27 protein-coding genes are annotated in these 26,629 nt (G+C 57.8%); 19 read left to right on the top strand and 8 right to left on the bottom strand.

The features are described from left to right. Positions 1–24: 24 nt before the first annotated feature. The 3 genes from ACNQ0W_RS03375 to ACNQ0W_RS03365 form a co-directional block, all read right to left on the bottom strand. Positions 25–1,074, bottom strand: coding sequence for an AI-2E family transporter (locus tag ACNQ0W_RS03375; protein WP_003861270.1), 1,050 nt, complete (start codon positions 1,072–1,074; stop codon positions 25–27). A gap of 135 nt (positions 1,075–1,209) precedes the next feature. After that, positions 1,210–1,767 carry a DcrB family lipoprotein gene (locus ACNQ0W_RS03370; protein WP_003861272.1) on the bottom strand — a complete coding sequence of 186 codons (558 nt, stop codon included), beginning with the start codon at positions 1,765–1,767 and terminating at the stop codon, positions 1,210–1,212. A gap of 72 nt (positions 1,768–1,839) precedes the next feature. After that, on the bottom strand, positions 1,840–2,505 hold the full coding sequence (locus tag ACNQ0W_RS03365) for a 7-cyano-7-deazaguanine/7-aminomethyl-7-deazaguanine transporter (RefSeq protein WP_062933351.1): 666 nt from the start codon (positions 2,503–2,505) through the stop codon (positions 1,840–1,842). Positions 2,506–2,674: 169 nt separating this feature from the next. On the opposite strand from ACNQ0W_RS03365, the gene tusA reads away from it, so the two are divergent. The 4 genes from tusA (at position 2,675) to ACNQ0W_RS03345 (ending at position 5,899) form a co-directional block, all read left to right on the top strand. Beyond that, entirely contained in the window at positions 2,675–2,917 is a 243-nt protein-coding gene (tusA, locus tag ACNQ0W_RS03360; RefSeq protein WP_000130627.1) for a sulfurtransferase TusA, read from the top strand. Between the two features lie 191 nt (positions 2,918–3,108). Then, complete coding sequence (locus ACNQ0W_RS03355) at positions 3,109–4,080, top strand: TRAP transporter substrate-binding protein (RefSeq protein ID WP_062933352.1); 972 nt, start codon at positions 3,109–3,111, stop codon at positions 4,078–4,080. Positions 4,081–4,092: 12 nt separating this feature from the next. Next, a complete protein-coding gene (locus ACNQ0W_RS03350) occupies positions 4,093–4,602 on the top strand; it encodes a TRAP transporter small permease (protein WP_003861278.1) in 510 nt (169 codons plus the stop codon). A 10-nt stretch (positions 4,603–4,612) separates the two neighbouring features. After that, positions 4,613–5,899: a TRAP transporter large permease gene (locus tag ACNQ0W_RS03345; protein WP_015571481.1), complete on the top strand. Its 1,287-nt coding sequence runs from the start codon at positions 4,613–4,615 to the stop codon at positions 5,897–5,899. 99 nt (positions 5,900–5,998) lie between these two features. Here the strand turns inward: ACNQ0W_RS03345 and zntA are convergent, their stop codons facing one another. Both zntA and ACNQ0W_RS03335 read right to left on the bottom strand, forming a co-directional pair. Then, the gene (zntA, locus tag ACNQ0W_RS03340) at positions 5,999–8,170 is read right to left on the bottom strand and encodes a Zn(II)/Cd(II)/Pb(II) translocating P-type ATPase ZntA (RefSeq protein ID WP_062933353.1); all 2,172 of its coding nucleotides are present in this window, start codon (positions 8,168–8,170) and stop codon (positions 5,999–6,001) included. A 76-nt stretch (positions 8,171–8,246) separates the two neighbouring features. Continuing rightward, a complete protein-coding gene (locus ACNQ0W_RS03335; RefSeq protein WP_003861515.1) occupies positions 8,247–8,873 on the bottom strand; it encodes a lysoplasmalogenase in 627 nt (208 codons plus the stop codon). A 129-nt stretch (positions 8,874–9,002) separates the two neighbouring features. On the opposite strand from ACNQ0W_RS03335, the gene ACNQ0W_RS03330 reads away from it, so the two are divergent. Further along, entirely contained in the window at positions 9,003–9,362 is a 360-nt protein-coding gene (locus tag ACNQ0W_RS03330; protein ID WP_017384123.1) for a DUF2500 domain-containing protein, read from the top strand. Positions 9,363–9,445: 83 nt separating this feature from the next. Here ACNQ0W_RS03330 and ACNQ0W_RS03325 read toward each other — a convergent pair whose 3' ends face one another. Together ACNQ0W_RS03325 and rsmD are read right to left on the bottom strand one after the other, a co-directional pair. After that, entirely contained in the window at positions 9,446–9,727 is a 282-nt protein-coding gene (locus ACNQ0W_RS03325; RefSeq protein WP_015571478.1) for a DUF1145 family protein, read from the bottom strand. Beyond that, complete coding sequence (gene rsmD, locus ACNQ0W_RS03320; protein ID WP_015571477.1) at positions 9,711–10,313, bottom strand: 16S rRNA (guanine(966)-N(2))-methyltransferase; 603 nt, start codon at positions 10,311–10,313, stop codon at positions 9,711–9,713. The genes ACNQ0W_RS03325 and rsmD overlap by 17 nt, the downstream gene beginning before the upstream one ends. A gap of 126 nt (positions 10,314–10,439) precedes the next feature. On the opposite strand from rsmD, the gene ftsY reads away from it, so the two are divergent. From ftsY to livJ, 6 genes are all read left to right on the top strand, one after another. Continuing rightward, positions 10,440–11,900, top strand: a complete 1,461-nt coding sequence (gene ftsY, locus ACNQ0W_RS03315; protein ID WP_062933354.1) for a signal recognition particle-docking protein FtsY — start codon at positions 10,440–10,442, stop codon at positions 11,898–11,900. A gap of 2 nt (positions 11,901–11,902) precedes the next feature. Next, the gene (gene ftsE, locus ACNQ0W_RS03310; protein ID WP_006812284.1) at positions 11,903–12,568 is read left to right on the top strand and encodes a cell division ATP-binding protein FtsE; all 666 of its coding nucleotides are present in this window, start codon (positions 11,903–11,905) and stop codon (positions 12,566–12,568) included. After that, positions 12,561–13,616: a permease-like cell division protein FtsX gene (ftsX, locus tag ACNQ0W_RS03305; RefSeq protein ID WP_017384126.1), complete on the top strand. Its 1,056-nt coding sequence runs from the start codon at positions 12,561–12,563 to the stop codon at positions 13,614–13,616. Before ftsE ends, ftsX begins: the two co-directional genes overlap by 8 nt. A gap of 250 nt (positions 13,617–13,866) precedes the next feature. Beyond that, a complete protein-coding gene (rpoH, locus tag ACNQ0W_RS03300) occupies positions 13,867–14,724 on the top strand; it encodes an RNA polymerase sigma factor RpoH (protein ID WP_000159624.1) in 858 nt (285 codons plus the stop codon). Between the two features lie 136 nt (positions 14,725–14,860). Next, entirely contained in the window at positions 14,861–16,126 is a 1,266-nt protein-coding gene (locus ACNQ0W_RS03295; protein WP_062933355.1) for a 4-aminobutyrate--2-oxoglutarate transaminase, read from the top strand. 197 nt (positions 16,127–16,323) lie between these two features. Next, on the top strand, positions 16,324–17,424 hold the full coding sequence (gene livJ / locus ACNQ0W_RS03290; protein WP_015571474.1) for a branched chain amino acid ABC transporter substrate-binding protein LivJ: 1,101 nt from the start codon (positions 16,324–16,326) through the stop codon (positions 17,422–17,424). A 117-nt stretch (positions 17,425–17,541) separates the two neighbouring features. On the opposite strand, the gene panM is transcribed toward livJ, so the two are convergent. Then, positions 17,542–17,925, bottom strand: coding sequence for an aspartate 1-decarboxylase autocleavage activator PanM (gene panM, locus ACNQ0W_RS03285; protein ID WP_003861532.1), 384 nt, complete (start codon positions 17,923–17,925; stop codon positions 17,542–17,544). A gap of 424 nt (positions 17,926–18,349) precedes the next feature. Between panM and livK the strand changes: the two genes are divergently transcribed. From livK to ugpE, 8 genes are all read left to right on the top strand, one after another. Continuing rightward, positions 18,350–19,459: a high-affinity branched-chain amino acid ABC transporter substrate-binding protein LivK gene (livK, locus tag ACNQ0W_RS03280; RefSeq protein WP_023295547.1), complete on the top strand. Its 1,110-nt coding sequence runs from the start codon at positions 18,350–18,352 to the stop codon at positions 19,457–19,459. A 46-nt stretch (positions 19,460–19,505) separates the two neighbouring features. Continuing rightward, the gene (livH, locus tag ACNQ0W_RS03275) at positions 19,506–20,432 is read left to right on the top strand and encodes a high-affinity branched-chain amino acid ABC transporter permease LivH (RefSeq protein WP_015571470.1); all 927 of its coding nucleotides are present in this window, start codon (positions 19,506–19,508) and stop codon (positions 20,430–20,432) included. After that, complete coding sequence (locus ACNQ0W_RS03270; RefSeq protein WP_062933357.1) at positions 20,429–21,706, top strand: high-affinity branched-chain amino acid ABC transporter permease LivM; 1,278 nt, start codon at positions 20,429–20,431, stop codon at positions 21,704–21,706. The genes livH and ACNQ0W_RS03270 overlap by 4 nt, the downstream gene beginning before the upstream one ends. Then, positions 21,703–22,467: a high-affinity branched-chain amino acid ABC transporter ATP-binding protein LivG gene (gene livG, locus ACNQ0W_RS03265; protein WP_003861544.1), complete on the top strand. Its 765-nt coding sequence runs from the start codon at positions 21,703–21,705 to the stop codon at positions 22,465–22,467. Before ACNQ0W_RS03270 ends, livG begins: the two co-directional genes overlap by 4 nt. A gap of 1 nt (position 22,468) precedes the next feature. Then, a complete protein-coding gene (livF, locus tag ACNQ0W_RS03260; RefSeq protein WP_032649744.1) occupies positions 22,469–23,182 on the top strand; it encodes a high-affinity branched-chain amino acid ABC transporter ATP-binding protein LivF in 714 nt (237 codons plus the stop codon). Between the two features lie 246 nt (positions 23,183–23,428). Then, a complete protein-coding gene (gene ugpB, locus ACNQ0W_RS03255; RefSeq protein WP_062939367.1) occupies positions 23,429–24,745 on the top strand; it encodes a sn-glycerol-3-phosphate ABC transporter substrate-binding protein UgpB in 1,317 nt (438 codons plus the stop codon). Positions 24,746–24,899: 154 nt separating this feature from the next. Next, positions 24,900–25,787: a sn-glycerol-3-phosphate ABC transporter permease UgpA gene (gene ugpA / locus ACNQ0W_RS03250; RefSeq protein ID WP_003861551.1), complete on the top strand. Its 888-nt coding sequence runs from the start codon at positions 24,900–24,902 to the stop codon at positions 25,785–25,787. Continuing rightward, on the top strand, positions 25,784–26,629 hold the full coding sequence (gene ugpE, locus ACNQ0W_RS03245; protein WP_015571468.1) for a sn-glycerol-3-phosphate ABC transporter permease UgpE: 846 nt from the start codon (positions 25,784–25,786) through the stop codon (positions 26,627–26,629). The genes ugpA and ugpE overlap by 4 nt, the downstream gene beginning before the upstream one ends.

Genomic DNA, 26,629 nt, shown 5'->3' with positions numbered 1-26,629 from the left:
TCACTTTTGACCCTTTCCACCCGGTTATCCCGGCAAACGGCTTTTTGGCCGACCCGGACCCAGAAGAATGGCGAGTTTACTGCCTCCTTTCGTGGTTTCCATCCAGATTTTACAGACGCTGGTGAGCGGCACGGAGAGCAGCATGCCCACCGGTCCCAACAGCCATCCCCAGATCAGTAATGATAAAAACACCACCATTGTCGACATGCCCAGACGGTGGCCCATCATACGCGGCTCAAGAATGTTACCCAGCACCATATGCACGACGAGGAACAGCGCCCCTACCAGCATGCACTCATAAAAACCGTTGAACAGGAACGCCTGGATCATCGGCGGAACGGCGGAAAGCACCGCGCCGATATTGGGTACGTAGTTCAGTAAAAACGCCAGCACGCCCCACATCAGCGCGAACTGCACGTCCAGCAGTACCAGCCCCAGCCAGACGATCACGCCGGTCCACAGGCTTAACAGCGTTTTCAGCGCCAGATATTTGGATACGCCCTTCAGCGCGCGGTGCAAGCCGGCAATGTGGATCTGCGGATTGTTCAGGGCAAAACGCAGTTTATACGGCACGTGGCGCACTTCGAACAGCATAAACACCACCGTCATCACCAGCAGCAGAATGCTGGCCATTGCCCCGGAAAGCCCGGTCATCAACGTGGTGGCGTAGGTCATCACCTTCTCGGAATCCATCCGGCGCAGCATCCGTTCCGGTGAGATATGCAGATTCACGAACGGCAACATGCGCTGAAGATCGACCAGCTTGCGCGTCAGCTCTTTATTGTACTGCGGCAGCATGGTGGAAAATTCGCTCAGCGAGGCGGCGAGCACGCCGAACAGCGCCGTCAGGACAACCAGCATCACCATCACCACAATGGTAATCGCGACCGGGCGGCTGATGCCGCGGCGTAAAAACCATGTCACCAGCGGGTTGAGCACAATGGCGAAAAACAGCGCCAGCAGAAGCTGAACAATGATATCCGCCGCCGCGTGGATACCCGCAAGGATAACCACCAGGCAGGCAAGTTTTAATAAAATATGAAGTCCGGCTTTGTCGGGCGGGCTGGCAGTCATAAGAATTCCTTTTTCCGGGGGGCGTGTTAATTGTAGTGCGCCGGATGGGCTTCGTCTGGAGCGTTAGTCTGAAAGTCGTGGCAAAAAAATGGCCCCCGGCGCAAGCGACGGAGGCCACGGCATCCCGGTGAACGATTACTGGATCACGAGGGTGTTAATGATGTTTTCAGCGGCGGTCTGCGCTTTCTGCTGATTGTCTGCCGGCAGGGTGATCTGCATGGTCAGCAGTTTATTGTCCACCTTGCCGAGCACCACGGAGGAGTAGGCGGTCTGGCCTTTGGCAGAGATGATGCTGTCCAGCTGTTGCAGCGTGTGGCCTTTCAGTTCAACAGACTTGTTGGTGACCACCTGAAGCTGCGGGTCGCGGCTGCGCTGCTGATCTTCCAGGCGTTTGGCCAGCACGCCCAGATCTTCGCTCGTATCGTCACCGACGATCACAATCACCGCTTTTTGGCCGGTGGCATCGGAATAGACGTGCATGTTGTTCGCCTGAGTGCCCAGCTTACCGCTCTGGTCGGTCATGTCCGCAGGCAGAGAGAAACTGAGTTTGCCATCCATCAGGCTCACCGGCTGACCGGTGGCGTTGCTTTCTGCTGACGCGCCCTGAGCAGGCGTTTTGGTGTCGCTGTTATCACAGGCTGCAAGGCCAACAACCAGCAGGCCAATCCCGACATATTTAACCAGATTGCGCATTGACTTCTTCCTTTCGATAAACGGCCATAACGGCTCATTCGTTCATCTTATCACAACTGATAAAGCGAACCCTTAACCTGCCTGCAATGCGGAGATTTCAGATTTATCTGCCAGCCTTTTCAGCAGCATATTCAACAGTACGCCGTACATCGGCAGGAAGAAGACCAGGCTGATAAGCACCTTAAAGGCGTAGTCCACCAGAGCGATTTCCATCCAGTGTTCTGCCATGAAGGCGTCCGGGCTGCGCCAGAAGGCGATGAAGAAGAAGGCCAGCGTATCGCTCACGTTACCGAACAGCGTGGAGGCCGTTGGCGCCATCCACCAGCGATGGTTTTGACGCAGGCGGTTAAACACGTGGACATCGAGGATCTGCCCGAGGGCATAAGCCATAAAGCTGGCGGCGGCAATACGCGCGACAAACAGGTTGAAGTGCATCAGCGCGTCGAAGCCCTGCCAGCTGCCCATGTAAAACAGCGAGGAGATGGCGTAGGAGACAAACAGTGCCGGGATCATCACCGCAAAAATAATCCGCCGCGCCAGCGGTGCGCCAAATATACGCACGGTTAAATCCGTCGCGAGGAAAATAAACGGGAAACTGAACGCGCCCCAGGTGGTATGGAAACCAAAAATGGAGATGGGGAGCTGTACCAGATAGTTACTGGAGATGATCACCAGCAGATGAAATAGCGAAAGCCAGAACAACGCCCTGACGCGCTGCGATTGTGTAAAGGAGTTCATATTGTACCTTTTTGATTAATATTTGGGGTGAGGGAACCCAATAAAGCCGCCGCATGATACTGCTTTGACGACACTTTGCAATGGCTAATTTTCACGCAATCGTTAACCTGGTTTGCATTGGCGATAGCGGGGCGTAAACTACAGCCGTTTTTACCTGAACGAGAAGAAAATGACCGACCTGTTTTCCAGCCCAGACCACACGCTTGATGCTCAGGGCCTCCGTTGCCCGGAGCCGGTAATGATGGTGCGTAAAACCGTACGAAACATGCAGAGCGGCGAAACGCTGCTGATCGTCGCTGACGATCCGGCCACCACCCGCGATATCCCCGGTTTTTGTACTTTTATGGAACACGAACTGGTGGCGCAGCAAACCGAGACCTTGCCTTATCGGTATTTGATTCGTAAGGGGTAGGTGCGGCCTGATGCCCTCACCCCGACCCTCTCCCACGGGGAGAGGGAGAAAACCTTTCTAAACCATCGTTTCAAAATTTCGCGCTTTTGTGAGGCGCTTCACCCTCCCTTTTCCAGCCGTAGTCTAATTTTTAAGCGTCAAAAACTAAAACATCGTTTTAACGCTTATCTCACTACCCTGGAGTTGACTCAATGAAAACGACCTTCAAGCCGTTACTGGCCGCGCTGTGTCTGTCTGCTTTCGCCTGCACCGTTTCTGCCCAGACCATTAAAGCCGCCGATGTGCATCCCGAAGGCTACCCGAACGTGGTGGCGGTTCAGCACATGGGTGAAAAACTCAAACAACAAACCGATGGCAAGCTGGAGATTAAGGTCTTCCCCGGCGGCGTGCTGGGGGATGAAAAGCAGATGATTGAGCAGGCGCAGATGGGGGCGATCGACATGATCCGCGTCTCTATGGCGCCGGTGGCTGCTATCCTGCCGGATATCGAAGTGTTTACGCTGCCCTACGTATTCCGCGATGAAGACCACATGCACAAGGTGATCGACGGGGATATCGGCAAGCAGATTGGCGACAAACTCACCGCCAACCCGAAATCGCGTCTGGTCTTCCTTGGCTGGATGGATTCCGGCACCCGCAACCTGATCACCAAAGAGCCGATCGTCAAACCGGACGATCTGAAAGGGAAGAAAATCCGCGTGCAGGGCAGCCCGGTGGCGCTGGCCACGCTGAAAGCGATGGGAGCGAACTCGGTGGCGATGGGCGTCAGTGAGGTTTACAGCGGCATGCAGACCGGGGTGATCGACGGCGCGGAGAACAACCCGCCAACCTTTATCGCCCACAACTACATGCCGGTCGCCAAAAACTACACGCTGAGCGGCCACTTCATCACCCCGGAAATGCTGCTCTACTCCAAAGTGAAATGGGACAAACTGAGCGCTGACGAACAGCAAAAGATCCTGACGCTGGCCCGCGAAGCGCAGTTCGAGCAGCGCAAGCTGTGGAATGCGTATAACGACCAGGCGCTGGCGAAAATGAAGGCCGGTGGGGTGCAGTTCCACGACATCGATAAAACGGTGTTTATCAAGGCGACAGAGCCGGTGCGCGCACAGTATGGCGACAAGCATCAGGATCTGATGAAAGCCATCGCTGACGTTCAGTAAGCCGGAGTACGTATGTCCGAACTCTATCTGAAGTGGATGGACCGTCTGTACCTGCTCGCCATGGTGGTGGCGGGTCTCTCGCTACTGGTGATGACGATTGTCATCCCCATTGGCATCTTCTCTCGCTATGTGCTCAATCGCGGCGAATCCTGGCCGGAGCCGATCGCCATTATCTGCATGGTGACGTTTACCTTTATCGGCGCGGCGGTGAGCTACCGCGCCGGGTCGCATATTGCGGTCAACATGCTCACCGACCGCCTGCCCGCGTCGCTGCAAAGAGTGTGCGCGCGGGTGGTGGATCTGCTGATGCTGCTCATCTCCGGCCTGATGTGCTGGTACAGCTACTGGCTGTGCGTCGAGCTGTGGGAGCAGCCGGTGGCGGAGTTTCCGCTCCTGACCTCCGGCGAAAGCTATCTGCCGCTGCCTGTCGGGTCGGCCATTTTGATCCTGTTTGTGCTTGAACGCCTGCTGTTTGGCTCGCAGGAAAACCGTCCGGTCGTGCTGATCGGCAATCACAGTTAAGGGGTGAACAATGGATGCGTTTGTTTTGTTATTCACCCTCGCCATTTTGCTGGCGCTGGGGATGCCGGTGGCCTTCGCCGTCGGCTTAAGCGCCGTGGCGGGCGCGCTGTGGATTGACCTGCCGCTGGAGGCGCTGATGATCCAGATCACCAGCGGGGTGAATAAATTTACCCTGCTGGCGATCCCGTTCTTCATTCTTGCCGGGGCGATCATGGCGGAAGGGGGCATTGCCCGACGGCTGGTTAACTTCGCGTACGTTTTTGTCGGCTTTATTCGCGGCGGGCTGTCGCTGGTGAACATTGTGGCATCAACGTTCTTCGGCGCGATTTCCGGCTCGTCGGTGGCGGATACGGCGTCTATCGGCAGCGTGATGATCCCGGAGATGGAGAAGAAGGGCTATCCGCGCGAATACGCGGCGGCGGTGACGGCCAGCGGGTCGGTGCAGGCGATCCTGATCCCACCCAGCCACAACTCGGTGATTTACTCCCTGGCGGCGGGGGGAACGGTCTCCATCGCCACGCTGTTTATCGCGGGCGTGCTGCCGGGCCTGCTGCTGGGCGTGAGCCTGATGGTGCTCTGCCTGTGCTTCGCCCGCAAGCGCGGCTATCCGAAGGGGGACAAAATCCCGTTCAGGCAGGCGCTGAAAATCATGCTCGATGCCCTGTGGGGGCTGATGACGGTGGTGATTATCCTCGGCGGGATCTTGTCCGGGATATTCACGGCGACCGAATCTGCCGCCGTGGCCTGCCTGTGGGCGTTCTTCGTCACCATGTTCATCTACCGCGACTACAAGTGGAATGAACTGCCGAAGCTGATGTGCCGCACGGTGAAAACCGTCACTATCGTGATGATTTTGATTGGTTTTGCCGCGGCGTTTGGCGCGGTGATGACCTACATGCAGCTGCCGATGCGCATCACCGAATTCTTCACGTCGCTGTCCGATAACAAATACGTGATCCTGATGTACCTCAACATCATGCTGCTGCTGATTGGCACGCTGATGGACATGGCGCCGATCATCCTGATCCTGACCCCGGTGCTGCTACCGGTGACCAACTCGCTGGGGATCGATCCGGTGCATTTCGGGATGATCATGATGGTGAACCTGGGGATTGGGCTGATCACGCCGCCGGTCGGTTCGGTGCTGTTCGTGGCGAGCGCGGTGAGTAAGCAGAAGATCGAGCACGTGGTGCGGGCGATGCTGCCGTTTTACGGTATGTTGCTGGTGGTGCTGGGGATGGTGACGTACATCCCGGCGATATCATTGTGGTTGCCGGGGGTGCTAGGGATGCAGTGACGCCGTTTTATGCCGGGTGGCGGCTACGCCTTACCCGGCCTACGGTTACGGTTCGGAGATGTTGTAGGCCCGGTAAGGCGCAGCCGCCACCGGGCGTTTTTACCGACGGCGCAACAGCCGCAACGCGTTCGCCGTGACCAGCACCGTCGCCCCCGTATCCGCCAGTACCGCTAGCCACAGTCCGGTCATGCCGAGCAGCGTGGTGACCAGGAAAATCCCCTTCAGACCCAGCGCAATGCCGATGTTCTGACGAATATTGGCCCGCGTCGCCCGCGCAAGATCTATCATCTGCGCCAGCCCGGTCAGGCGGTTGTGCGTCAGCGCCGCGTCGGCGGTCTCCAGCGCCACGTCGGTGCCGCTGCCCATGGCAATGCCAATGGTTGAGGCTTTCATCGCCGGGGCATCGTTTATCCCGTCCCCGACCATCGCCAGCGGGGCGTGACCGTTCAGCTCGGTTACCGCGCTGACTTTATCCGCAGGCAGTAATCCGGCTTTAAACGCCAGCCCCAGCTCACCGGCAATCGCCGCCGCCGCGCGCGGGTTATCACCGGTCAGGATCACGCCCTGTACCCCCAGCCTGTGCAGCGCGTCGACGGCGGCTTTCGCATCGTCACGCAGGGTGTCGCGCAGCGCCAGCATGCCCATCGGTACACCGTCCTGCATCACGGCAACGACCGTCTGCCCGGCCTGCTCTAATGCCTCAACCTGTGGATTCGCGAACGCGCCTGCCGCGGCGATCAGCACTTTTTTGCCTTCGACCACAGCTTCAATCCCTGACCCGACCAGCGCTCGCTGGGCCGTTGCCGGAGGGATGTTCAGCCCGCGCGACTGCGCTTCACGCACAATCGCCTGCGCCAGAGGGTGGGTGGAACCCTGCTCCACGGCAGCGGCCAGCGTCAGCAGGGCGTCTTCACTGATGTCCTGCGGATACACGCCGGTCACCTGCGGCTTGCCGACGGTCAGCGTGCCGGTTTTATCGAAGGCGATGTGCTGAATCTGGCTCAGCTGTTCCAGCGCCGCGCCGCCCTTAATCAGCGCCCCGCGACGTGCCGCCGCCGCCAGCCCTGAGGTAATCGCCGCCGGGGTGGAGATCACCAGCGCACACGGACAGCCGATCAGCAGCAGCGTCAGCCCTTTGTAAATCCAGCCCTCCCACGGCGCGCCGAAAAACAGCGGCGGGACGACGGTGACCAGCAGCGCCACCAGCATGATGGCGGGGGTGTAAATCCGGCTGAAGCGATCGATAAAGCGTTCGACCGGCGCGCGGCGCTCCCCGGCCTCTTCAATCAGCCTGAGGATGCGGTCGATGGCGCTGTCGCCCGGTTCAGAAAGCACGGTGAGCTGCACCAGCCGGTCGACGCTGGTGGCGCCCGCAGGCACTTTTTCACCCGCCGCACGCGCTACCGGGATGGATTCCCCGGTCAGGGCGCTTTCGTCAAAGCTTGCGGTGGCGGTAACGAGGACCCCATCGGCTGGCAGACGTCCGCCTGCGGGCACTTCAATCACGTCGCCCGGGCGCAAGGTGTTGATGGCGACCGTTTCACGAGTACCGTTTATCACGCGCGTGGCGGTTTCCGGCTTTAGCGCCATCAGCGCGCTCACCCCTTTGCGCGCCCGGCTCGCCGCCCAGCCCTCAAGGCGTTCGCCGATCAGGAACAGCAGCAGCACCATCGCCGCTTCCGCCGTCGCGCCAATAAACAGCGCCCCGATAGCCGCCACGCTCATCAGCGTTTCAATGGCAAACCAGCTGCCGCTTCTCATCAGACGCAGCGCCTGACGCGCAATCGGGAACAGGCCAACCAGCGTGGTGGCGATAAACGCCAGGTTGCCGAACGGGTGGTTGAACTGCTCCAGCCCCCAGCTCAGGGCCATCATGATGATGAGGGTGATAAGGGGCAGATTTTCTTTTAGCGGGGACGTTTTTTCTGCGGGCGTCGTTTCGCTGCGCAGGGTATAACCCGCTTTGCTGACGGCGGCTTCAACCTGTCTGCTGACGTCGTTTTCGGCGCTGACCAGCAGCTTTTCGGTAGCGAACAGCACCTGAACGTGGTTCACACCCGGCACCTGCTTCACCGCGTTTTCCACTTTGCGGGCGCAGGCCGCGCAGTCCATGCCGTTGACCACCCAGCTGTAGTGATTGCCGTTTTCAGGCAGCGCTTCGGTCCGGGTTTCGCACGCGCCCTCGCAGCAGCAGTCCTCTTTTGGCGGAACCGGGCTGAGCTTAAGTGCCGAGAATTGGGGAACTTTTTTAGGTATTTCTGGAGTCGACATGGCAGTCTCCGGTAATGATAATTTTCTCATTAACCGCAGCATACACTCTGGAGTCGACTCCAGAGTCAAGCGTTATTTAGATATACAGCGAACGCACAATCAGGAAGTGTCCGGCAAAGTAACAGGCGGCGGAAATCGCATTATCCGCACGGAAGCGGCGGCGATAGTGGCTGCCCAGCCAGACGATATTACCCAACAGCAACAGTGCGGCACCGAAGAACGCAGACATTGCCGGAGCGGTCGGACGGAAGAACCACAGCTCGCCCGCCAGCCACACCATCACCAGCGTCATGGCGATAAACGTACAGACCGGGAGACGCATCTCTTCCAGACGCGACCAGATCACCGCGATCAGCAGGGCGCCAATCACCAGCAGCACCAGCGGCAGCGGCCAGAAGAAGGAGAGCGTCATCTGGCTGGCAAAGTAGATGGTATAGAGCAGATGCGACAGGAAGAATGCCCCCACGGCGTACAGCAGGCGCTGGCGCGGCAGCAGGGTTAAGGCATCGCCAATCAGGGAAGCACACAGCCCCGCGAGGACAAGATAGCTAACGGCGTTAAACATCGGGGCCTGCCAGGCAAGCAACAGCAGGAGTAATAGCGTGACGGGTTTAAACAACCAGCGCTGCCAGGCTGGGCCACGGTAAGACGCATCGACGTAAAGCCATGCGGAAAAACAGACAGCGATAAATGACCAAAGCATATTAACTCCCTGTAACTGTTGAGGCTGAATGATCAGTTCCTGATCCAGTGTAGTGACGCGAGCGGGCGTTTGGCAATGCCGGGGCAGGCGAGGTATCCTGAATTCCGCATAATCTGATGGGATTTTTCAATGAGCAAGATGCCGCTGTTTTTCATTATCGTGGTGGCGATTATCGTCATTGCCGCCTCGTTTCGCTTCGTGCAGCAGCGCCGTGAGAAGGCCGACAACGACGCCGCGCCGCTGATGCAAAAGCGCGTGGTGGTGACGAACAAGCGTGAGAAGCCGCTTAACGACCGCCGCTCCCGCCAGCAGCAGGTGACGCCAGCGGGCACAACGATGCGCTATGAAGCGAGCTTTAAGCCGGAAACCGGCGGGCTGGAGATGACCTTCCGCCTGGAGGCGCAGCAGTACCACCAGCTGACGGTGGGGGAGAAAGGCACGCTGAGCTACAAAGGGTCGCGGTTTGAAGGTTTTGAACCGGAGCTGTAATTTTCCCCTCACCCCGGCCCTCTCCCAGTGGGAGAGGGTGTAATCGTCCCCTCTCCCACTGGGAGAGGGTTAGGGTGAGGGGCCTACTTCTTCACCTGCGCCTTAAACTTCTTCATCCACACCAGCAGCTCAAACACGCCGAAAATAAACACCCGCAGCTGCTGCCAGCCGGTCATCGGTGGGCCATCTTTCGGCAGACCGTTTTTCAGCATCACCATCTGCAAGGCATGCATGAACGCGGTAAAAATCAGCGCCACGTTAATAAAGATATTCAGCGGACGCGGGAACGGGTGCACCAGATTCAAAATCAAAAATGCCCAGACGCCCAGCATCAGTACGCGCCCTACGTTAATCAGTACTGGCATCGGATCCTCCTTGTGCCTGACGGTGATACAGACGATAAGCCACCTGGCCGGCGACCTTCTCGCGGTGCAGATCCCAGTGAACGGGAACGGGCGGCAGGCCATTTTCCACTTCGCTTTCAACGTAAATCAGCGCGTCGTCTGCCAGCCAGCCATTTTTTTCCAGCAACGATAATGTCTCTTCCAGCAGCCCTTTACGGAACGGCGGGTCAACAAACACCACGTTGAACGGCGTCCCCTGTTGGGCGAGGAAGCTCAGCGTGTTGGTATTCACCACTTTCGCGTTGGTTGCCTTCAGCGTAGCCAGATTTTGCTGCAACGTCTGCGCGACGCCGCGCTCCATCTCCAGCAGCGTGGCGCTGGCGGCATAACGCGACAGCGCTTCCAGCCCTAATGCACCGCTTCCGGCGAAGCAGTCCAGGCAGTTGGCGTCTACCATAGACGGGGCGAGCCAGTTAAACAGCGTCTCGCGAACGCGGTCCGTGGTGGGGCGTAAACCGGGGCTGTCCGGCACCGGTAATTTCCGGCCTCGCCACTGGCCGCCGATAATGCGAATTTGACCGGCCGGGGCGCGGGTGGGTTTCTTCATCTCAGGAAAGCTCTGTTAACAATGCCCTGCGATTGCGGGCGGTGATGTCAATTAAGTAAAGTGTTAGACTATTTCATCATTTTTTTAGCTTCCCTGTATATAGCGCCGCGAGGAGTGTAGTCGCAGATGGCAAAACAAAAAAAACGTGGCTTCTTTTCCTGGTTGGGTTTCGGTGAAAAAGAGCAAGAAACAGAACAGAAAACCGAAGAACAGCAGGTTGTAGAAGAGTCGTCACAGCCTGAAACGCCTGTCGAAACCGCTGCGGTTGTCGAAGCGGAAGAGCCAGCACACAGCAAAGAAGAGATTGAATCCTTTGCCGAAGAGGTGGTTGAGGTTACTGAACAGTTTCAGGAGAGCGAAAAACCAGAGCCGGTTATCGTAGAAACCCTTAACGAAGCGCCGCAGGCCACTATCGAACACGAAGAACTGCCGCTGCCGGAAGAGGTGAAAGCCGAAGAGGTTTCTGCCGAAGAGTGGCAGGCCGAAGCGGAAACCGTTGAAATTGTTGAGGCGGTGGAAGAAGAAGCGGCCCTTGAGCCAGAGCTGACCGACGAAGAGCTTGAAGCCCAGGCGCTGGCGGCGGAAGCGGCTGAAGAAGCGGTCATTGTCGTGCCGGTGGACGAGCAGGCCGAAGAAGAGATCGTTCAGGAGCAGGAAAAACCGACCAAAGAAGGTTTCTTCGCGCGCCTGAAGCGCAGCCTGCTCAAAACCAAAGAAAACTTAGGTTCCGGATTTATCAGTCTGTTCCGTGGCAAAAAGATCGACGACGATCTGTTTGAGGAGCTGGAAGAGCAGCTGTTGATTGCGGACGTGGGCGTGGAAACCACCCGGAAGATCATCGCCAACCTGACCGAAGGGGCGAGCCGCAAACAGCTGCGTGACGCCGAGGCGCTGTACGGCCTGCTGAAAGACGAGATGGGTGAAATTCTCGCAAAAGTTGACGAACCGCTTAATATTGAAGGCAAAATGCCGTTTGTTATCCTGATGGTTGGCGTTAACGGCGTGGGCAAAACTACCACCATCGGCAAGCTGGCGCGCCAGTTTGAGCAGCAGGGCAAATCGGTGATGCTGGCGGCGGGCGATACCTTCCGTGCGGCAGCGGTGGAACAGCTCCAGGTGTGGGGCCAGCGCAACAATATTCCGGTTATTGCCCAGCACACCGGCGCGGATTCCGCCTCCGTGATTTTCGATGCCATCCAGGCGGCGAAGTCGCGTAACGTGGACGTGCTGATTGCGGATACCGCAGGGCGTTTGCAGAACAAATCGCACCTGATGGAAGAGCTGAAGAAAATCGTTCGCGTCATGAAGAAGCTGGACGAAGATGCACCGCATGAAATTATGCTGACTATCGACGCCAGCACCGGACAGAACGCCATCAGCCAGGCGAAGCTGTTCCATGAAGCGGTAGGCCTGACCGGGATCACGCTGACCAAGCTGGACGGCACCGCGAAAGGCGGGGTGATCTTCTCCGTGGCCGACCAGTTCGGCATTCCTATCCGTTACATCGGTGTGGGCGAGCGTATTGAGGATTTACGTCCGTTTAAAGCGGACGACTTTATTGAGGCACTATTTGCCCGAGAGGACTAACAATGATTCGCTTTGAACACGTCAGCAAGGCCTATCTCGGCGGGAGACAAGCGCTACAGGGGGTGACATTCCACCTCCAGCCAGGCGAGATGGCATTCCTGACCGGCCATTCCGGCGCGGGGAAAAGTACCCTGCTCAAGCTGATCTGTGGGATCGAGCGGCCAAGCGCCGGGAAAATCTGGTTCAGCGGCCATGAAATTAGCCGTCTTAAGAACCGTGAAGTGCCGTTCCTGCGTCGTCAGATTGGCATGATTTTCCAGGATCACCACCTGCTGATGGATCGCACGGTTTTCGATAACGTGGCGATCCCGCTGATTATTGCCGGTGCCAGCTATGACGATATCCGCCGTCGCGTCTCCGCGGCGCTGGATAAGGTCGGGCTGCTGGACAAAGCGAAGAACTTCCCGATCCAGCTCTCCGGCGGTGAACAGCAGCGTGTGGGGATTGCCCGTGCGGTGGTGAACAAGCCTGCCGTTTTGCTGGCGGATGAACCGACCGGTAACCTGGACGATGCCCTCTCTGAAGGGATTTTGCGTCTGTTTGAGGAATTCAACCGCGTAGGGGTCACGGTACTGATGGCGACGCACGACATGGGGCTGATTTCCCGTCGTTCGTACCGCATGCTGACCCTGAGCGACGGGCATTTGCACGGAGGCCACGGTGAATAAGCGTGATGCAATGAACCAGATTCGGCAGTTCAGCAACCGGTTTGACCGTTTCCGCAAGCCTCAGGGCGGCGGGGACGGCAATCGCAATGCGCCTAAGCGTGCCAAAGCGGCACCGAAACCGAACTCCCGCAAAACCAACGTCTTTAACGAGCAGGTGCGGTATGCCTTCCAGGGCGCGTTGCAGGATCTGAAAAGCAAACCGCTGGCGACGTTCCTGACGGTGATGGTGATTGCCATCTCCCTGACGCTGCCCAGCGTCTGCTACATGGTTTACAAAAACGTAAACCAGGCGGCGTCCCAGTACTATCCGTCACCGCAGATCACCGTTTATCTGGATAAAGCCCTCGACGATAACGCGGCGGCGCAGGTGGTGGGGCAGATTCAGGCCGAACAGGGCGTGGAGAAGGTGAACTACCTTTCCCGCGATGAAGCGCTAGGCGAGTTCCGCAACTGGTCTGGGTTCGGCGGCGCGCTGGATATGCTTGAAGAGAACCCGCTGCCCGCCGTGGCGGTGGTGATCCCGAAACTCGATTTCCAGGGCACGGATTCGCTCAACACCCTGCGCGACCGCATTACCCGCATCAACGGGATTGATGAAGTGCGCATGGACGACAGCTGGTTTGCCCGTCTTGCCGCCCTGACCGGGCTGGTAGGACGCGTGTCGGCGATGATCGGCGTGCTGATGGTGGCGGCGGTGTTCCTCGTCATTGGTAACAGCGTGCGCCTGAGCATCTTCGCCCGTCGCGATACCATCAACGTGCAGAAACTGATTGGCGCAACGGATGGTTTCATCCTCCGCCCGTTCCTTTACGGCGGCGCGTTATTAGGTTTTTCTGGTGCATTTCTTTCATTGATTTTGTCAGAAATTTTGGTGATGCGGTTGTCGTCAGCCGTCACCGAGGTGGCGCAGGTTTTCGGAACTAAGTTTGATATCAGTGGCTTAGGTTTCGATGAGTGCCTGCTGTTGCTGCTGGTGTGCTCCATGATCGGCTGGGTGGCGGCATGGCTGGCAACGGTTCAACATTTACGCCACTTTACTCCCGACTAATAAAAGCGTGATATAATCTTTCCCTGCACCGAGATGTTCGCTTGCAGGGAAAGCGTCCCTGTTGTCTCTTCCCCTGTAATCATCTTCATGTCACATTTTGTGCGTAATTTATTCACTGTTGCACCTGGAACTTGTGGATAAAATCACTGTCTGATAAAAGAGTGAATGCTAATCTCGTTGCTCAAACGCTTTGGCATGGTTGTTGCCTGACGGGGACAACCTGGACCAGAAGAAACATTGAGAGGAATGAATGACCAAAGAAATGCAAACTTTAGCTTTAGCCCCTGTTGGTAACCTGGAATCTTACATCCGGGCTGCGAACACCTGGCCGATGTTAACGGCTGAGGAAGAAAAGGAGCTTGCTGAAAAGCTGCATTACCAGGGCGATCTGGAAGCAGCTAAAACGCTGATCCTGTCTCACCTGCGCTTTGTTGTTCACGTTGCTCGTAATTATGCGGGCTACGGCCTGCCGCAGGCGGACCTGATTCAGGAAGGTAACATTGGCCTGATGAAGGCGGTACGTCGCTTTAACCCGGAAGTGGGTGTGCGACTCGTCTCCTTCGCCGTGCACTGGATCAAAGCGGAAATTCACGAATACGTCCTGCGTAACTGGCGTATTGTGAAAGTCGCCACGACGAAAGCGCAGCGCAAACTGTTCTTTAACCTGCGTAAAACCAAGCAGCGTCTGGGCTGGTTCAATCAGGATGAAGTGGAAATGGTGGCGCGCGAGCTGGGCGTTTCCAGCAAAGACGTCCGCGAGATGGAATCCCGTATGGCCGCGCAGGACATGACGTTTGATATGTCTGCCGACGATGACGCGTCCGACAGCCAGCCGATGGCCCCGGTTCTGTATCTTCAGGATAAAACCTCTAACTTTGCTGACGGCATTGAAGAGGATAACTGGGAAGACCAGGCGGCGAACAAGCTGACCTTCGCGATGGAAGGCCTCGACGAGCGTAGCCAGGATATCATCCGTGCCCGCTGGCTGGACGAAGATAACAAGTCCACGTTGCAGGAACTGGCCGACCGCTACGGCGTCTCCGCTGAACGTGTGCGTCAGCTTGAAAAGAACGCCATGAAAAAACTTCGCGCCGCTATCGAAGCGTAATTTTCGCGAAGTACACCGAGAACCCTCGAATGCAAATTCGGGGGTTTTGTTTTTTTAGCGCCCGCTCTGGCGAATTCCCTGCCCCTGGCAAACACTTACTGATGCGCTAAGCAGGCGACTTTCAGAGGGTGACAGGGTGAAAAATAATGAACTGAACGACCGGCGTTTACAGGCGACGCCGCGCGGTATCGGCGTCATGTGTAACTTCTATGCCGATAAAGCCGAAAACGCCACGGTGTGGGACGTGGAAGGTAATGAGTATATTGATTTTGCCGCCGGGATCGCCGTGCTGAATACCGGGCATCGCCATCCTAAAGTTATCGCCGCCATCGAAAAACAGCTTCACGCCTTTACCCATACCGCTTATCAAATCGTCCCCTATGAAGGCTATGTGGCGCTTGCCGAGCGCATCAACCAGCGCGTACCCATAGAGGGGCCAGCCAAAACCGCCTTCTTCTCAACGGGGGCGGAAGCGGTCGAAAACGCGGTGAAAATCGCCCGCGCGTACACCAGACGTCCCGGCCTTATCACCTTCGGCGGCGCGTTCCACGGCCGTACCTTTATGACCATGGCGCTGACCGGCAAAGTGGCGCCCTATAAGCTCGGCTTCGGCCCGTTCCCCGGCTCGGTGTACCACGCGCAATTCCCCAACAGCCTGCACGGGGTGAGTACCGCCGAAGCGCTAAAAAGCCTGGAGCGCATCTTCAAAGCCGATATCGCGCCCGATCAGGTGGCGGCAATCATTATTGAACCGGTTCAGGGCGAGGGCGGGTTCAACGTCGCGCCCGCTGATTTTATGCAGGCGCTGCGTGCCCTGTGCGATACCCATGGGATTTTACTCATTGCCGACGAAGTGCAAACCGGCTTCGCCCGTACCGGCAAGCTGTTCTCCATGGAAAACCACTGCGTGAAGCCCGATCTGATCACCATGGCGAAAAGCCTGGCGGGCGGGATGCCGCTCTCTGCCGTCACTGGCCGGGCGGAGGTGATGGATGCGCCCGCCCCGGGCGGGCTTGGCGGAACTTACGCGGGTAACCCGCTGGCGATTGCGGCGGCCCATGCGGTGCTGGATGTGATTGACGAGGACGATCTCTGCACCCGCGCGTCTCATCTCGGGCATCATCTGGTCGAGGTGCTGAATAAAGCGAAGGATGGTTGTCCGTATATCGCCGATATCCGTGGGCAGGGCTCGATGGTGGCGGTGGAATTTACCGATCCGCAAACCGGACAGCCGTCGCCGGAATTTACCCGTCAGGTTCAGGAGCGCGCCTTAAACGAAGGTCTGTTACTTTTGAGCTGCGGCGTTTACGGCAACGTTATTCGCTTCCTCTACCCGCTCACCATCCCCGAAGCGCAGTTCCGTAAAGCGCTGGATATTATTTCCGCCTCGCTGACACGATAAAGCCAAAAGCCCGGCTGAAATGACGGTCGGGCTTATCATATTTTCATTTCAAATTAGCTATTCCAAAATCATAAAAATGGGGTATGTTTTAGCAGAGTATGCTGAAAAAGCGCGAACAGCACGCCTATAACTGAAATAAAGCGCTACACAACAACATCACAACAATCGTTATAACCATAATAATGGGGAATCTCAGGATGAACATGAAGGGTAAAGCGTTACTGGCAGGATGTATCGCGTTGGCATTCAGCACTATGGCCCAGGCCGATATTAAAGTGGCCGTGGTGGGCGCGATGTCCGGTCCGGTAGCACAGTACGGCGACCAGGAATTTACGGGCGCGGAACAGGCGGTTGCAGACATTAATGCCAAGGGCGGCATCAAGGGCGAAAAGCTGCAAATCGTAAAATATGACGATGCCTGTGACCCGAAACAGGCGGTCGCGGTGGCGAACAAAGTGGTAAACGACGGGATCAAATACGTTATCGGTCACCTGTGCTCCTCTTCCACCCAGCCCGCGTCTGACATCTATGAAGACGAAGGCATTCTGATGATCACGCCGGCCGCGACGGCGCCAGAGCTGACCGCGCGCGGCTATAAGCTGATCCTGCGCACCACCGGTCTGGACTCCGATCAGGGGCCAACCGCCGCGAAATACATCGTGGAAAAAGTGAAGCCACAGCGCATCGCAATTGTTCATGATAAACAGCAGTACGGCGAAGGCCTGGCCCGTGCGGTGCAGGATAACCTGAAAAAAGCGAACGCCAACGTGGTGTTCTTTGACGGTATCACCGCCGGTGAGAAAGACTTCTCGACCCTGGTCGCGCGTCTGAAGAAAGAAAATATCGATTTCGTTTACTACGGCGGCTACCACCCGGAAATGGGGCAGATCCTGCGCCAGGCGCGTGCGGCGGGTCTGAAGACGCAGTTCATGGGGCCAGAAGGTGTCGCGAACGTTTCCCTGTCTAACATCGCGGGTGAATCAGCTGAAGGGCTGCTGGTGACCAAGCCGAAGAACTACGACCAGGTGCCTGCGAACAAACCTGTTGTCGATGCCATCAAGGCGAAGAAACAGGATCCAAGCGGTGCGTTCGTCTGGACCACCTACGCAGCGTTGCAGTCTCTGCAAGCGGGCCTGAACCAGTCAGCCGATCCGGCGGAGATTGCCACCTGGCTGAAAGCGAACTCGGTGGAAACCGTGATGGGGCCGCTGTCCTGGGATGAGAAGGGCGATTTGAAGGGCTTCGAGTTCGGCGTGTTTGACTGGCATGCCAATGGCACTGCTACTGATGCCAAATAATGCTGGTGCGGGTTGATGCCCTCACCCTAACCCTCTCCCACGGGGAGAGGGGATTACCCGGTTTTCTCCCTCTCCCTTAGGGAGAGGGCCGGGGTGAGGGTATCAGGCCGCACAGATCTAGCGCTTCTCCCACCCGTTCGCCTGCGCCGTAAACCCTAACGCCTGCATAAACGCCGCCATCACGCCGCGATCCTCTACGCCCACGTCGGCCATCCACCAGGAGGTTACGCTCGGGTTTTCACGGATCACCTCTTCAATCAAATACTGCCCGACCCCGCGACGACGGGTCACGTCGCGCACGCGCAGGGAGTCCAGCGCCCCTTCCGTGCCGCTCAGCGTTACGCGGACGGCGGCCAGCAGACGTTCATTAAAACGCGCGGCATAGATGCGGTGGTTTTCATCGACGGCCAGCGATGAAGGGGAATATTCCGGCCAGATCTTGCCCAGGTCGATATGATCCTGGTCGCTAAAGGTCACCAGACGCACGATAGTCAGTTTCATTAGCTGCTTGTCCAAATCAAAAAGAGTAGGGCCAGTGTACTCAATTTATTTGCTCAGGCGCTTTCTCTTTTTCTTCCCATTTACCAGGTGATTAGTTTTTTGGCAGCGCGATGGGCAGTTTGAAAACACATGGATCGAAAAATAAGCAGAATTTTAACCTGAAGGGCAGTGATTTATTCGGCGCTTTGTACCGTTATTTTATGCTGCCAACTGCGCTTTTATTTGTTTATCTCCGCCTGATTTCAGAATATTATCTTTGCTTAATCGCCTGAAAAATAGAGATTTTAGTCTGGTTTTTGACAAAAAACTGCGCTAAACCATTAAAGGCACTGGTAAAAATAGCGTTGTTCATTAAAAGTACAGAATGCTTTTTAACCATAATAAAACAAAATATAAACACGACATCACGAATGGGGATTCAGAGATGAAAAGGAACGCGAAGACGTTAATCGCGGGGATGGTCGCACTGTCGATCTCGCATGCCGCTATGGCAGACGACATTAAAGTTGCGGTAGTGGGGGCGATGTCCGGCCCTGTTGCCCAGTGGGGTGACATGGAGTTCAACGGCGCGCGTCAGGCCATCAAAGATATCAACGCCAAAGGCGGCATCAAAGGCGACAAGCTGGTAGGCGTGGAGTATGACGACGCCTGCGATCCTAAACAGGCCGTCGCGGTCGCCAACAAAATCGTTAACGACGGTATCCAGTACGTCATCGGGCACCTGTGTTCTTCCTCCACGCAGCCAGCGTCTGATATCTACGAAGACGAAGGCATTCTGATGATCACCCCGGGTGCCACCAACCCGGAACTGACCCAGCGCGGCTACCAGCACATCATGCGTACCGCCGGTCTGGACTCCTCTCAGGGGCCAACCGCCGCCAAATACATCCTCGAAACCGTTAAGCCGCAGCGTATCGCCATCATTCATGATAAGCAGCAGTACGGCGAAGGCCTGGCGCGTTCCGTGCAGGATGGCCTGAAAAAAGGCGGCGCAAACATCGTCTTCTTCGACGGCATTACCGCCGGTGAGAAAGACTTCTCCGCGCTGATCGCCCGCCTGCAAAAAGAGAATATCGACTTCGTTTACTACGGCGGCTACTACCCGGAAATGGGGCAGATGCTGCGCCAGGCGCGCGCCACCGGCCTGAAAACCCAGTTTATGGGGCCAGAGGGCGTCGGTAATGCCTCCCTGTCCAACATCGCGGGCGATTCTGCCGAAGGCATGCTGGTGACGATGCCAAAACGCTATGACCAGGATCCGGCGAATAAGGCTATCGTGGATGCGCTCAAGGCGCAGAAGAAAGATCCGAGCGGTCCGTACGTCTGGATCACCTACGCGGCCGTGCAGTCTCTGGCCACCGCGCTGGACCGTACCGGCAGTAAAGAGCCGCTGGATCTGGTGAAAGATTTAAAAGCACACGGGGCGAACACCGTGATTGGGCCGCTGAACTGGGATGAGAAAGGCGATCTGAAGGGATTTGAGTTTGGTGTCTTTAAGTGGCACGCCGACGGGTCTTCCTCGGTCGCCAAATAATCATCCCACCGCCCGGCTCACCGGGCGGGTATAAAAAGGTTTTCTTATGTCCGAGCAGTTTCTCTACTTCTTGCAGCAGATGTTTAACGGCGTCACGCTGGGAAGCACCTACGCGCTGATCGCCATCGGCTACACGATGGTTTACGGCATTATCGGCATGATCAACTTCGCCCACGGCGAGGTGTACATGATCGGTAGCTACGTCTCCTTTATGATTATCGCCGCGCTGATGATGATGGGCATCGACAGCAGCTGGCTGCTGGTGGCCGCCGGGTTTGTCGGCGCGATTGTGATCGCCAGCGCCTACGGCTGGAGTATTGAACGGGTGGCCTACCGGCCGGTGCGCAGCTCCAAACGCCTGATCGCGCTGATCTCCGCCATCGGTATGTCCATTTTCCTGCAAAACTACGTCAGCCTGACCGAAGGTTCACGCGACGTGGCGCTGCCAAGCCTGTTTAACGGCCAGTGGATTGTGGGGGCCAGCGAAAACTTCTCTGCCACCATCACCACCATGCAGCTGGTTATCTGGGTTGTGACCTTTATTGCCATGCTGGCCCTGACCCTGTTCATCCGCTACTCCCGCATGGGACGCGCCTGCCGCGCCTGCGCGGAAGATCTGAAGATGGCGAGCCTGCTCGGGATTAACACCGACCGCGTGATTGCCCTGACCTTCGTGATCGGCGCAGCGATGGCGGCGGTGGCTGGCGTGTTGCTCGGCCAGTTCTACGGCGTAATCAACCCGTACATCGGCTTTATGGCCGGGATGAAAGCCTTCACCGCGGCGGTACTGGGCGGCATCGGAAGCATTCCGGGCGCGATGATCGGCGGTCTGATCCTGGGCGTGGCCGAAGCGCTCTCCTCGGCGTACCTGAGCACCGAATATAAAGATGTGGTGTCGTTTGCCCTGCTGATTCTGGTGCTGCTGGTAATGCCTACCGGCATTCTGGGCCGTCCGGAGGTAGAGAAAGTATGAAACCGATGCATTTTGCGATGGCGCTGCTCTCTGCCGCCATGTTCTTCGTCCTGGCGGGCGTCTTTATGGGCGTCCAGTTAGGACTGGACGGCACAAAGCTGGTGGTGGATACCGCTCCCGACATCCGCTGGCAGTGGGTGTTTATCGGCACCGCTGTGGTGTTCCTGTTCCAGCTGCTGCGTCCGCTGTTCCAGAAGACGCTGAAAAACGTCTCCGGGCCGAAATTCGTCCTGCCGGCGATCGACGGTACAACGGTGAAACAGAAGCTGTTCCTTGTGGCGCTGCTGGTGGCTGCCGTGGCGTGGCCGTTTATGGTATCGCGCGGGACGGTGGATATTGCCACCCTGACCATGATCTACGTGATTCTGGGGCTCGGTCTGAACGTGGTGGTGGGGCTGTCTGGCCTGCTGGTGCTGGGCTACGGTGGGTTCTACGCCATCGGCGCGTACACCTTCGCGCTGCTGAACCACTATTACGGCCTCGGCTTCTGGACCTGTCTGCCGCTGGCGGGGCTGGTCTCTGCCGCGGCGGGCTTCCTGCTCGGCTTCCCGGTGCTGCGCCTGCGCGGTGACTACCTGGCGATTGTGACCTTAGGCTTCGGCGAAATCGTCCGTATCCTGCTGCTCAACAACACCGAAGTGACCGGCGGCCCGAACGGGATCAGCCAGATCCCGAAACCGACCTTCTTCGGCCTGGAGTTCAGCCGTACCGCCCGCGAAGGCGGCTGGGATACCTTCAGCAACTTCTTTGGCATCAAATACGATCCGTCCGACCGCGTGATCTGGCTCTATCTGGTGGCGCTGCTGCTGGTGGTGATTACCCTGTTCGTGATCAACCGTCTGCTGCGCATGCCGCTGGGCCGCGCGTGGGAAGCGCTGCGCGAAGATGAGATCGCCTGCCGCTCCCTGGGCCTGAACCCGACCCGCATCAAGCTGACCGCATTTACCATCAGCGCCGCGTTTGCCGGTTTCGCCGGGACGCTGTTTGCCGCACGTCAGGGCTTCGTCAGCCCGGAATCGTTCACCTTTGCCGAATCCGCCTTTGTGCTGGCGATTGTGGTGCTCGGTGGAATGGGCTCGCAGTTCGCCGTGATCCTCGCGGCTATCCTGCTGGTGGTCTCCCGCGAGCTGATGCGCGACTTTAACGAATACAGCATGTTAATGCTGGGTGGTTTGATGGTGCTGATGATGATCTGGCGTCCGGAGGGTCTGCTGCCGATGACCCGTCCACAGCTGAAGCTGAAACGCACGCAGGCGAAAGGAGAGCAGGCATGAAGCCTTTATTATCCGTTAACGGCCTGATGATGCGTTTTGGCGGCCTGCTGGCGGTCAACAACGTGAATCTGGATCTGCACAAGAAAGAGATTGTCTCCCTGATTGGCCCGAACGGCGCGGGAAAAACCACGGTCTTCAACTGCCTGACCGGTTTCTACAAGCCGACGGGCGGCACCATCATGCTGCGCGATCAGCACCTTGAAGGGCTGCCGGGCCAGCAGATTGCCCGCATGGGCGTGGTGCGTACCTTCCAGCACGTGCGTCTGTTCCGCGAGATGACGGTGATTGAGAACCTGCTGGTGGCGCAACATCAGCAGCTGAAAACCGGCCTCTTCTCCGGCCTGCTGAAAACCCCGGCCTTCCGCCGCACGCAGGAGGAGGCGCTCGATCGCGCCGCGACCTGGCTCGACCGTATCGGCCTGCTCCAGCACGCCAACCGTCAGGCGAGCAACCTCGCTTACGGGGATCAGCGTCGCCTTGAGATCGTGCGCTGCATGGTGACCCAGCCGGAAATTCTGATGCTCGACGAACCGGCGGCGGGCCTTAACCCGAAAGAGACCAAAGAGCTGGACGAGCTGATTGCCGAGCTGCGCGACCATCACGACACCACCATCCTGCTGATTGAGCACGATATGAAGCTGGTGATGGGCATTTCGGACCGTATCTACGTGGTAAACCAGGGCACCCCGCTGGCAAACGGCACGCCGGAAGAGATCCGCAACAACCCGGACGTGATCCGCGCATACCTTGGTGAGGCATAAGATGGAAAAAGCGATGTTAACGTTCGACAAGGTCAACGCGCACTACGGCAAGATCCAGGCGCTGCACGACGTCAGCCTGCACATCAATCAGGGCGAAATCGTCACCCTGATTGGCGCCAACGGCGCGGGTAAAACCACGCTGCTCGGCACCCTGTGCGGCGACCCGCGCGCCACCAGCGGGCGGATTGTGTTTGACGGCAAAGATATTACCGACTGGCAGACGGCTAAGATCATGCGTGAAGCGGTGGCGATTGTCCCGGAAGGGCGCCGCGTATTCTCCCGCATGACGGTGGAAGAGAACCTGGCGATGGGCGGTTTCTTCGCCCATCGGGATGAATTCCAGACCCGCATCAAGTGGGTGTACGAACTCTTCCCGCGCCTGTGGGAGCGTCGTATTCAGCGAGCGGGCACCATGTCCGGCGGCGAGCAGCAGATGCTGGCGATTGGCCGCGCGCTGATGAGCCAGCCGCGCCTGCTGCTGCTGGACGAGCCGTCGCTTGGTCTTGCGCCGATCATCATCCAGCAGATTTTCGACACCATCGAGCAGCTGCGCAAAGAGGGGATGACCATCTTCCTCGTCGAGCAGAACGCTAACCAGGCGCTGAAGCTCGCTGACCGCGGCTATGTGCTGGAGAACGGGCGCGTGGTGCTGGAGGATACCGGCGATGCGCTGCTGGCGAACGAAGCGGTGCGGAGCGCGTACCTCGGAGGCTAAGCCGTCTGTGTTGCCCGGTGGCGCTGCGCTTACCGGGCCTACAGGGATCGAGTAGGCCGGGTAAGGCGCAGCCGCCACCCGGCTTTTTTCATATTAACCCCCTTCACACAACCATCATCCCCCTGACGCCTGGCTGTCACTTATCTGTAAACAAACAGTTATTTTTCTGTCATTCGAGCATGTCATGTTACCTCGCGAGCATAAAACGCGTGATATCGCGCATCCGGCACAATAAGAGAGATGACAATGACATCGTTACGACACACAGCTTTGGGTCTGGCACTGGGTCTGGCTTTTGCGACGAACGCAATGGCTGTGACCACCATTCCGTTCTGGCATTCCATGGAAGGGGAGTTGGGTAAAGAGGTTGACTCCCTGGCGCAGCGTTTCAACGACACCCACCCGGATTACAAAATTGTGCCGGTGTACAAAGGTAACTACGAGCAGAGCCTGAGCGCGGGCATCGCCGCCTTCCGTACCGGTAACGCGCCTGCACTGTTACAGGTTTATGAAGTGGGCACCGCGACAATGATGGCCTCCAAAGCCATCAAGCCAGTGTACGAGGTGTTCAAAGAGGCGGGCATTAACTTTGACGAATCCCAGTTCGTGCCGACCGTCTCCGGTTATTACACCGATTCCAAAACCGGGCACCTGCTGTCCCAGCCGTTTAACAGCTCCACGCCTGTGCTGTACTACAACAAAGACGCCTTCAAAAAAGCCGGTTTAGATCCGGAGCAGCCGCCAAAAACCTGGCAGGATCTGGCCGAATACACCGCGAAGCTGAAAGCGGCGGGGATGAAGTGCGGCTACGCCAGCGGCTGGCAGGGCTGGATCCAGATTGAAAACTTCAGCGCCTGGCACGGCCTGCCGGTTGCGACCAAAAACAACGGTTTCGACGGCACCGACGCGGTGCTGGAGTTCAACAAGCCGGAGCAGGTGAAGCACATCGCGCTGCTTGCCGATCTGAACAAGAAGGGCGACTTCAGCTACTTCGGGCGTAAAGACGAATCCACCGAGAAGTTCTACAACGGCGACTGTGCCATTACTACCGCCTCGTCCGGCTCGCTGGCGGATATCCGTCACTACGCCAAATTCAACTACGGCGTGGGCATGATGCCGTACGACGCTGACGTCAAAGGCGCGCCGCAAAACGCCATCATCGGCGGAGCGAGCCTGTGGGTGATGCAGGGTAAAGACAGCGGCACCTACAAAGGCGTGGCCGAGTTCCTCGACTTTCTGGCGAAGCCGGAAAACGCCGCCGAATGGCACCAGAAGACCGGCTACCTGCCGATCACCAAAGCCGCGTATGACCTGACCCGCGAGCAGGGCTTCTACAGCAAGAACCCGGGCGCAGACATCGCGACGCGCCAGATGCTGAACAAGCCGCCGTTGCCGTTCACCAAAGGCCTGCGTCTGGGCAACATGCCGCAGATCCGCACCATCGTCGATGAAGAGCTGGAAAGCGTGTGGACCGGTAAGAAAACGCCACAGCAGGCGCTGGATTCAGCGGTAGAGCGTGGAAATCAGCTGCTGCGCCGCTTTGAGCAGTCGACGAAATCGTAAAAAAAATGCCCGGTGACGCGTAGCGATCCGGGCCTACGGGGATCGTGCGGGCTGATGCCCTCACCCCAACCCTCTCCCACGCGGAGAGGGAGAAATATTTGTAGGCCGGGTAAGGCGTAGCCGCCACCCGGCATTGCTCAGGAACCTAATCTCAATGTCCTCATCCCGTCCGGTGTTCCGTTCCCGCTGGCTGCCGTACCTGCTGGTCGCGCCGCAGCTGGTCATCACCGTTATCTTCTTTATCTGGCCTGCGGGCGAAGCGCTGTGGTACTCGGTACAAAGCGTCGATCCGTTCGGGCTTTCCAGCCAGTTTGTCGGGCTGGACAACTTTACCGCGCTGTTCCACGACAGCTACTACCTGGACTCTTTCTGGACGACGATCAAATTCAGTGCGCTGGTCACCGTGAGCGGTCTTGTCGCGTCACTGTTTTTCGCCGCGCTGGTGGATTACGTGGTACGGGGCAGCCGTCTGTATCAGACCCTGATGCTGCTGCCCTACGCCGTGGCTCCCGCCGTCGCCGCCGTACTGTGGATCTTCCTGTTTAACCCGGGGCGCGGGCTGATTACCCACTTCCTGGGCGAATTTGGCTACGACTGGAACCACGCCCAGAACAGCGGTCAGGCGATGTTCCTGGTGGTGTTCGCCTCGGTGTGGAAGCAGATCAGCTATAACTTCCTGTTTTTCTTTGCCGCGCTACAGTCTATCCCGCGTTCGCTGGTGGAGGCCGCCGCCATCGACGGCGCAGGGCCGGTGCGCCGCTTCTTCCGCCTGTCGCTGCCGCTGATCGCCCCGGTGAGTTTTTTCCTGCTGGTGGTGAACCTGGTGTACGCCTTCTTCGACACCTTCCCGGTGATCGACGCCGCCACCGCGGGCGGCCCGGTGCAGGCAACCACCACGCTGATTTACAAGATCTACCGCGAAGGCTTTGCCGGGCTTGATCTCTCAGCGTCTGCCGCGCAGTCGGTGGTGCTGATGTTCCTCGTCATCATCCTCACGGTGGTGCAGTTCCGCTATGTCGAAAGTAAGGTGCGCTACCAATGATTGAGAACCGTCGCGGGCTGACGATTTTCAGCCATACCATGCTGATTTTAGGGATTATCGTCATCCTGTTCCCGCTTTACGTGGCCTTCGTCGCCGCCACGCTGGACACCAAAGCGGTGTTCGACACGCCGATGACGCTGATCCCAGGCGGGCATCTTTTCGAGAACATGAAAACTATCTGGACCCAGGGCGTGGGGGCCAACAGCGCGCCGTTCTGGCTGATGATGCTCAACAGCTTCATCATGGCGTTTGGCATCACGGTCGGCAAAATTACGGTGTCGATGCTCTCAGCGTTTGCCATCGTCTGGTTCCGCTTTCCGCTGCGTAACCTGTTTTTCTGGATGATTTTCATCACCCTGATGTTGCCGGTAGAGGTGCGTATCTTCCCGACGGTGGAGGTGATCGCCAACCTGAAGATGCTCGACAGCTACGCGGGCTTAACCCTGCCGCTGATGGCCTCGGCGACCGCCACCTTCCTGTTCCGCCAGTTCTTTATGACCCTGCCGGACGAGCTGATTGAAGCCGCGCGCATCGACGGGGCCTCGCCGATGCGCTTCTTCCGCGACATCGTGCTGCCGCTGTCGAAAACCAACCTCGCGGCGCTGTTTGTGATCACCTTTATCTACGGCTGGAACCAGTATCTGTGGCCGCTGCTGATCGTTCAGGACGTCAACCTCGGCACCGCCGTGGCAGGCATCAAAGGCATGATCGCCACCGGCGAAGGTACCACCCTCTGGAACCAGGTGATGGCGGCGATGCTGCTCACCCTTATCCCACCCGTAGTCATTGTTTTAGCCATGCAGCGCGCGTTTGTCCGCGGCCTGGTCGATAGCGAGAAATAA

Source organism: Enterobacter cloacae complex sp. 6730903, assembly GCF_048283985.1.
Lineage (GTDB): Bacteria > Pseudomonadota > Gammaproteobacteria > Enterobacterales > Enterobacteriaceae > Enterobacter > Enterobacter hormaechei_C.
The sequence above is the reverse complement of the archived record's forward strand: the minus strand, read 5'-3'. Positions and strand labels throughout refer to the sequence as shown.